The organism is Pseudoalteromonas sp. PS5 (assembly GCF_004103255.1).
GTDB classification, from domain to species: domain Bacteria; phylum Pseudomonadota; class Gammaproteobacteria; order Enterobacterales; family Alteromonadaceae; genus Pseudoalteromonas; species Pseudoalteromonas peptidolytica.
In genome coordinates this window covers 1-6,211 of sequence record NZ_RCSQ01000106.1, presented here as the reverse complement: position 1 = coordinate 6,211, position 6,211 = coordinate 1, and the positions used below count along the sequence as shown (strand labels likewise).

General features: G+C 46.4%; 1 protein-coding gene. It reads right to left on the bottom strand.

What is annotated here, in order from left to right; genetic code table 11:
• Positions 1-5,325 (bottom strand): type I polyketide synthase (locus D9603_RS14225; protein ID WP_128731818.1); only part of this gene is annotated, 5,325 nt, incomplete at its 3' end.
• Between the last annotated feature and the right edge of the window lie 886 nt (positions 5,326-6,211).

Sequence of the window (6,211 nt, the reverse complement as noted above, 5' to 3'; positions counted from 1 at the left end):
TTGTTTTTGCTGTGCGCCTGGTAATACTGATTGAGCGCTGCTTGGCTGGGGTTTTGATACCACAGTTGCTGTTGTGGTGACTGCACTGTTTTCAATTTTTACGCCCTGAATATGGCGTAACTGCTGACCCACCACGGCCTCTAACGCAGCTCTTGCTTCAGCGTTGGTCACTGTGCTTGCCGCCTGTAATTGCGCCTGACAAATGGCAACGAGTGTGTGACTGTCAGCCTCTACAGCGCTACCTTTTGGCGTATCAATCGTTACCGATACAGGTGATGGCAAACTGCCAGCTTGCTGTGAACCTTGCGGCGCTTTGAGATAGTCACTATGGCGTTGAATATAGGCCACTAACTTATCGACATCGCTGAGTTCTTGATAAAATTGGCGAACACTAAACTCTAAACCGAATTCTCGCTCGTACACTCTAACGGCCTGCATGATCATCAACGAATCAACCCCCATTTCTAGCAAAGGGAGGTTGGTTTGGATAGCCTCAGCGGGCATCGACAAGAGTCCCGCTAAGGTATTGAGCACAAAGCTGCGAATTTGTGCATCACGGTCACTTGTATCCACCACAGTCAGAGCTTCGGGCTGTGATTGTTCAGTACCAAAAACCCAGTATGAGCTGCAATCAAATGGGTATTGCGGCAAACTCACTCTAGCGTTCGGACGATTGCCATACACCTGTTGCCATTTGAGCGCCCCGCCTAAATCGAGGTATGTGCCTAAACACTCGGCGAACCTCATGCAGTCATCGCCTTTGGGGTGCAATACATGGGCATAATTGAGCGCTTTGTTATTACTGTTTTCTTGTATTAAGCCACTTAAAATAGGTTTGGGACCAAGCTCAAAAGCTAAGCCATGCTCTAGTGACTCAAGCTCGGTTACACAGTCAACAAAGCGAACCGGTGCCATAATTTGTTCAACCCAATACTCAGCTGTTGCAATGCGTGCGGTTTCTACTTGCCCCGTCATGGATGAAACAAAAGGCAATTTAGGCTGTTGAAAGCTAACCTGTTCAGCGACTTCCCTAAAGGCGTCTAGCATAGGGCTCATCAGTGGAGAATGGAAAGCGTTTGCCGTATGCAGAGATGTTACTTTAATTTGCTGTGCTGCAAGTACGTCACTGAGGGCTGAGATTGCTTCCTCAGCACCGGAGAATACCACCCCAGCCTCACCATGAAAGGCAGAGATAACCACTTGCCCCTGAATCTCGTTCAAGCAATTACGTGCGACTATTTCATCACATCTTGCGGCGATCATGCTGCCTTTTATCGGTAATTCATGCATTAGCTGACCACGCGCTGCAATCAACTCAACGCCATCACGAAGCGAAAACACACCCGCAATACAAGCCGCTGCATACTCACCAACGCTGTGACTGAGCAGCTGAGATGGCTTTACCCCAAAATGTATCAATAAGTTTGCCACACTGTATTCGACGGCAAACAAGCTCACTTGCGTCCAACGTGTTTGTGCCAGTAATTCACTATACTTTTCATCGAATAACACATCCAACAGGCGGGCACCAAAGCGCTCGCCAACTAGATTGTCAATGTCATCTAAGTGCCCGCGAAACACTGCATGGTGTTGATATAAAGACCGAGCCATCAAGGGGTATTGCGAACCTTGCCCGGTGAACAAAAACGCGACTTCTGGTGGAGTGTTTGCCGAAAACTGTTCAGCAATAATGGGACTATTCAGTTGCGAAATAAGTGCCTCTCTACTCACACTACTAAACGTTTTATGCACACCTTTAAGCGGCACTTGCTCGGCATTTTGTGCGCAGAAGTCATCAAATGCTTGAGGGGTCAAACTCGACAATCGCTCACTATAGTGACCTGCGAGTTGTTGCAATGCCGCTTTCGATTTAGCAGCCAAAGGCAATAGATAACACGAAGGCGGTGTTACTTCAGCTTGCGTATAGGGTTTAGACACTGGCGCTTGTGCGCAGATCACATGGGCATTAGTACCACCAAAGCCAAAAGAGCTCAATCCAGCGGCTCTTATTTCCCCTTGTTGTACAGGCCATGCCTGCGTGCTTTGCGGCACAATGAACGGGAGCTTTTGCCATGGAATATGCGGGTTTAACACCTCACTATAACGCTGCGCTGGAATTTGCCCATGCTGTAAACACAGTAGCGTTTTGATAAGCCCAGCAATACCCGCACCGGACTCAAGGTGACCAATATTCGCTTTTACCGCACCGAGAATAACCGGATCATGACGACTATGGTGCTCTCCGTACGTGCGATTTAATGCTGTGATCTCGATAGGATCGCCAAGCTCCGTTCCCGTGCCATGGGTTTCCACATAGTGGATATCTCCCGCCTGCATCTTGGCATTATCAAGGGCGGCATTGATCACCGCCTGTTGCGCGGCACTATTTGGCGCGGTAATACCATTGCTGCGACCGTCTTGATTAATTGCACTGCCTTTGAGTACACCAATAATCGGGTCGTTATCTGCCATGGCTTGTTGTAGCGGCTTTAGCATCACCACCCCAACGCCTTCACTTCGCACATAGCCATCCGCTGCTTGTGAAAAGGTTTTGCAATGGCCGTCTGCTGCTAACATCTGTGCGTTTTCACAGGCCTTAGTCACATCATCGCTCAGAATAAGATTAACGCCCGCCACCAATGCCGCGTTCGTTTCTCCATTTCTTAGTGCTTGAATTGCATGATGAAGCGCCACCAGCGATGACGAGCACGCAGTGTCAATCACCACACTTGGGCCGGTAAAATTAAAACTATAAGAAATGCGGTTTGCAGCAATGCTCAGTGCTGTGCCTGTGCCTAAATACGCGGTACTTTTTTGCTGTTGTTGCGACAATAAAAAGTAGTCATTTTGCGATATACCAACATACACGCCAATATCGCTACCTGCGAGCGTGGCGGGTTGGTAACCGGCATTTTGTATGGCGTGATAAGCCGTTTGAAGCAGTAATCGATGTTGGGGGTCAATATGCTTGGCCTCAAGTGGCGAGATCCCGAATAATGCAGCGTCAAACTCATCAATACACTCTAGATAACCTCCGAGCCGATCAGCTTCAAGGTTAGGACAAAGCTGCTGGCGCTTAGGATCTGGCGTGGTGATCCCATCGCCTTGCTGACATAACAGCTGCCAAAATGCCTCAAGTCCATTTGCTGATGGATAACGACAGGCCATGCCAATCACGGCAATATCTGTATCCGCAATATGTGCAGTTCGGCGAGAGGCTTGCTTCTTATTCGCTTGCTGAGTGGTACCTTTCGACTTGTTAAGCTCAGTCTGCCCTAGAGCTTGAGCAAACGTACTAAACTGACTTAAATACTGGGCGAGCTCGCGAATTGAAGGATATTCGTAAAGTACCGTAGGCTCAAGGTCTAGCTGGTGTACTTCCATTAACTCCCCTGAGATCCGCACCGCTTTCATCGAATCTACACCTAATGCTAAGAATGGCGCGTCGATATCCAAACTACGCGCGGGCTTATCTATTTCTTGTGCGACTAACTCTTGTAATAACCGCTGAATTTGTTGTAGTGACGATGAGGACGATGGCGTCTCAGCTTGCTGTAACACAGCAGCTTCACGGGCGCGCGCAATTGCTTCAAAGTTACCTGCTAGGTAACTACGCTTGTTCTCTTGGCGCTGAATTTTACCGCTCGATGTTTTGTGAATGCGACCGGGCTTTATCAATACAATGTCATAAGGCGTAATGCCGTGGTGCTCAACGATCGCTGCGGTGATCTGCTGCAGTACCTGCTCAGCATTTAACTTCCTAAGCGCGGTACGTTTTACTTGTTGTACTATCACCAAACGTTCTTCATCGCCATTAGCGGCGACCGAAAACGCCGCGCCACCATTTTGTTCTAAGCTGTCACTTGCTTCTGTCACCGTCAGCTCTATATCTTGCGGGTAGAAGTTTTTACCACGGAAGATAAGTACGTCTTTGGCGCGTCCTGTCACGAACAATTCCCCACGCTGGATAAAGCCTAAATCACCAGTACGCAGATAATCCCGTTGGTCAGCACCTTTAATTCTGGCATGAAACGTCGCCTCAGTTGCCGCTGGGTTATTCCAATACCCTTTTGCTACACTTGGGCCAGTTACCCAAATCTCTCCGGTTTCACCATCATCGCGGGCTTCACAAGACTCTGGATTAACTATCGCAATGCGATGCTCGCCCCAACTCACACCAGAAGATACGGCGTAATAAGGCTGCTGATCATCAGCCTCACCTAGCGCATAAAACGCATCTATTGTACCTTCATCTGCGACTTGTTCGGCTTTACCCTGTTGTAACTTGGCCGCATCTATACGTAATATCCTTGGTTTTTCTAGAAGCCGCCCTCCGGTTGCAAATAAGGTGGTTTCTGCCATGCCGTAACAAGGTGCGATACTCGCTCTTTGTAAACCACATACTTTAAACTTTTGATAAAAGCGCTCTAACGTGCTGGCACGCACTGGTTCTGCGCCGTTTAATGCTGAGCGCCAATGAGACAAATCTAAGTCTTTAAGATCTTCGTCTTTAACAGTGTCCACACACAGATCATAGGCAAAGTTTGGCGCACTTGACGTTAAAGCTTTGGTTTGGGAAAGCAGCTTTAACCAACGCAGTGGTTTTTGCAGGAAATAAGCCGGATTCATCAGCGCGGCTGTCGCACCGATGTAAATTGGGTGCATAATGCCAAAAATAAGTCCCATATCATGGAAATGAGGCAACCAGCTTACGACCGACGAGTTGTTATCATGACCAAACGCCTCTTTCATTAGCGCCTGATTATCAAGAATATTATTGTGGGTTACCATCACGCCCTTGGGTGTGCCCGTCGAGCCTGAGGTATATTGCAAAAATGCCAGTTGCTCACCATGAATGTCTGTACGAGGCCACTGTTGGGTGGTCGATTTAAGAGCAATGTTATCCGTAGTAAATAGTGCTAATTTCGCTAGGCTAGGCTCTGCATCAAGCAATGGCTTGGCGATTTCATTGATTTTTTCACTGGTGAGCGCGCCTTTGGCACCTGCGTCTTCAATGATGGCACGCAGACGATCAACGTTTTGATTCTTCTTAGGAGGATAAACCGGTACCGCAATGATCCCAGCGTATAAACATCCAAAAAATGCTTCTATAAATTCAAATCCGGAGTTGTATAGTAATAATGCTCTGTCACCCGGCTCAAAATATTCACTCAATACCTCAGCAATGGATGCTGCGCGTGCATGCAATTCTTGGTAGGAAATAGTTTTACTTGGTAGTGCCTCATCGTAAAAATACTGATAGGCAATATCTTGAGATCGAGTACGCGCTAAACCCGCGAGTATAGTAACAATATTTGTATTCATGCCATCCCCATAACTTGGTTGGGATTCCTTTGGCAACAGCGCGAGCAATATCTATTTGGCTTGCGACAGTTAACCATCAGTAACGTTGTAAAAAACCAATCAATTACTTAACCACAACAAACACAGTACCTAACATAAGCAGGGAAGCGTTTGTGGGGTATATTTATAAAGGTTAACTAACCGCTAAAACCGCGAGCCAAGTTAATCAACAGCACCTTTTTGCTATTTGCTTGCAGCACAACAACATCGCTGTAATTACTCACTGTCATTTTAACACACCAATATGGCAACTTTTTTACTACTAGTAGTAAGAAAGACTGACGACTTCAGAGAATCAAATAGAGTTTAAAAATGAGACCTTTCAACAGCAGGTAAAACAAACACAACGAGAAAACGACTGCGGTTTCACACCAACTACGAGTGATCAGTAAAAAAGGCTAGCACAAGAAACTGATAAATAAAGCAACATATTAACAAAAAAGTAAATTTATTCATTACACTAGATTACACTCAGTTAATTTTAAGATTTTTGTATGACATATTTAAAGGCTATTGCGCTTTGAGCTTTATTTTTGCAATAGAAAAGCCTATCAAACACTTAACTAGGATTACTCAGCGGTCAGTCGCACGTTATAGCTAAAGCGTATTAAGAGGAACTAACAGAAGGATTAACGGACACCATTTAGTCGTAACACTTGTTCAAATTGAGGCATAAATAAAAAAGACCAGCGCATATTTTTGTACTGGCCTTGGTTTATTTAGTCGTTGGATTATACCAATTTTCTTAATTAAGTGGTCTATTTTGAGGCGAGAAAATCTTGTCGATAACACCGCTTCCGCGCCCTGCTCACGCCGAGGCACCTACGTCCTGTAGGCGAGGCAAAAA